This is a genomic window from Mesorhizobium sp. M7A.F.Ca.ET.027.03.2.1, assembly GCF_003999175.1.
Classification (GTDB): Bacteria; Pseudomonadota; Alphaproteobacteria; order Rhizobiales; family Rhizobiaceae; genus Mesorhizobium.
This window is the reverse complement of record NZ_RZOM01000972.1, coordinates 1-2,360: the sequence shown is the minus strand read 5'-3', so window position 1 is coordinate 2,360 and position 2,360 is coordinate 1. Positions and strand designations below refer to the sequence as shown.

The window sequence follows — 2,360 nt, the reverse complement described above, 5'->3', positions numbered from 1 at the left end:
GAATTGGCCGCGGCCCGGGCCTCACGCGCTTACCAGCCCTGCTGACCGTACCAGTCATCGATATCGCGCCGCACACGGTCCTTTTCGAGGCCATAACGCTCCTGGATCTTGCCTTCGAGTTGATCGCGCTTGCCGGCGATGCGGTCAAGGTCGTCATCCGTGAGTTTACCCCACTGCTCCTTGACCTTGCCTTTCACCTGTTTCCAGTTTCCTTCCACGCGGTTCCAGTCCATGACACCGTTCTCCTTCGGTTTGAAAACGTCTAACCTCGGAGAGCAAACGCAAATCGACGACGGATGTTCCTGGAACTCGACGCTCGTCTTGCTCTCACAGGCCACGACCCATTCCTTTACGCTCAGCCTGCGCCATCAATTGAGGTCGTCCCACTCGAAGGCGACGCCATGACCTTCGACCCAAGACGCCTCCACACCTTCCGCAACAGTTCCGCCACCAAGCAGGCGCAAGCGCTTTTCATCCTGTCGCCGCCGTCCGTCTACAGGCACAGTTATCTTAAGCCAGCGCAGTCCGATGATGTCGCTTTCGGGAAACGGCGAAGCTGGTCTTAATGACCGACTTGAGGCGCAAAGCCGCCGTTCGGCTTGAGATAAATTCGGTCAGCGAAATGGCTGGATCAGCTTCCTGAATCGATTTGAGCGGACCGCTTCGTAACCTGTTGACAAATAATGATTATGTTAGTCTCTGAGGGTCAGTGCTTCCTGCACAAATCAATATGTTAGGGGCTGGACTGGAGCGGCGGCCTCATTTTGTAAAAATCCGGGCGTTGGCAGCTTTGCCAGCTAAGCAGCGACGCCACCTAAATAGGCGCTGATAACCGCTTCATTGCTCGCGAGATCGCTGCCTGGTCCCTCAAGAACAACGCGTCCAGCCTTGAGAACGTAGCCGTAGTCGGCGAATTTCAAGGCGACTTTGCTATTCTGCTCCACAAGCAGGATGGTCACGCCTTCACGATTGAGGCGCTGCACGATGTTCATGACTTCCTTGATCAGTTGCGGCGCCAGACCCATGGAAGGCTCGTCGAGCAACAGCACCTTGGGCGCGGCCATGAGGGCTCTGCCGATCGCCAGCATCTGCTGCTCGCCTCCCGAGAGGTTCCTTGCATCGCCATTCTGTCTGCGCGCAAGGATGGGGAAGAGCTCAAAAACATGATCCAGCCGCCTGCGGCGCTCGGCGTCGTCGGCAAGCGTAAACGAGCCCAGGTCAAGGTTCTCCTTGATCGTCATGTCGCCGAAAATACGCCTTCCCTCCGGGACGTGGACGAGCCCGCGATGCGGCAGGCGATGGGCAGGGACCTTGGTTATGTCCTCGCCCAGGAAGCGGACACATCCGGAGGATGCGGCAACGAGGCCGGACAGCGTGCGCAGCGTGGTGCTCTTGCCCGCACCATTCGCGCCAAGCAGGGCGACGATCTGGCCGCGTTTGACCGAAAGGCTGACACCATGAAGGGCTTCGATGCCGTCATAGCGCGCGACGATGCGGTCCGCGGAAAGAACGATTTCGGCGTCCATCATTCCTCCGTGCCGAGATAGGCTTCGATGACCCTGGGGTCTGTTCGCACGGCCTCCGGCGGTCCGTCGGCGATCTTCTGCCCATAGTCGAACACCACGATCTTCTCCGACACCTGCATGACCAGGCCCATATCGTGCTCGATCAGCAGGACGGTGACACCGGTTTCGTCACGGATGCGGCGGATCAGGTGCACAAGGTCCAGCTTCTCGCGCTCGTTCAGGCCGGCGGCGGGCTCGTCCAGCAGGATGAGCTCGGGCGTCGACGCCAGGGCTCTTGCGAGTTCGAGCCGCCGTTGTTCGCCATAGGAAAGACCACCGGCACGGCGATGCGCATGCTGCTCGATGCCGACAAAATCGAGCCAGCGCATGCCAGCCGCGCGGATCGCCTCCTCCTCGCGCCGCTGTGCCGGCAAGTGCAGGATCGCCGACATGATGCCGTGGCGGCTGCGGCAATGCTGGCCGGACATGGCGTTTTCCAGAACGGTCATTTCCTTGAACAGCCGGATGTTCTGGAACGTACGGGCGAGGCCGAGCGCGGTGATGCGATGCGGCGGCAAGCCGGTGATTGGCCGGCCGCCCAGACTGATCGAGCCGCCCTTCGGCTTGTAGAAGCCGGTCAGGCAATTGAAGAGTGATGTCTTGCCGGCCCCGTTCGGCCCGATAAGACTGTTGATGGCGCCTTTCTCAACTGAGAACGAAATGTCGTGAAGGACTTTCAGTCCTCCGAAACTGAGGCGCAGATCGCGGACTTCCAGCAGCGCCATGGTCAAACTCGCTTGTCCGGCCACAGCCCGTTCGGCCTGAAGAGCATGATTGCCAGCAGCGCAACCGCAG

General features: G+C 60.0%; 3 protein-coding genes. All 3 read right to left on the bottom strand.

What is annotated here, in order from left to right; genetic code table 11:
• Positions 1-29: 29 nt before the first annotated feature.
• A complete protein-coding gene (locus EN750_RS29800) occupies positions 30-233 on the bottom strand; it encodes a CsbD family protein (RefSeq protein WP_127326428.1) in 204 nt (67 codons plus the stop codon).
• A 564-nt stretch (positions 234-797) separates the two neighbouring features.
• Positions 798-1,526, bottom strand: a complete 729-nt coding sequence (locus EN750_RS29795) for an ABC transporter ATP-binding protein (RefSeq protein WP_127266690.1) — start codon at positions 1,524-1,526, stop codon at positions 798-800.
• A partial coding sequence (locus EN750_RS29790; RefSeq protein ID WP_245482849.1) for an ABC transporter ATP-binding protein occupies positions 1,526-2,360 on the bottom strand: 835 nt, incomplete at its 5' end. The genes EN750_RS29795 and EN750_RS29790, both read right to left, overlap by 1 nt.

What these genes read in the sequence shown, in the direction of transcription:
- EN750_RS29800 (WP_127326428.1), bottom strand. Translation starts at nt 233, where the DNA reads ATGGACTGGAACCGCGTGGAAGGAAACTGGAAACAGGTGAAAGGCAAG.
- EN750_RS29795 (WP_127266690.1), bottom strand. Translation starts at nt 1,526, where the DNA reads ATGGACGCCGAAATCGTTCTTTCCGCGGACCGCATCGTCGCGCGCTAT.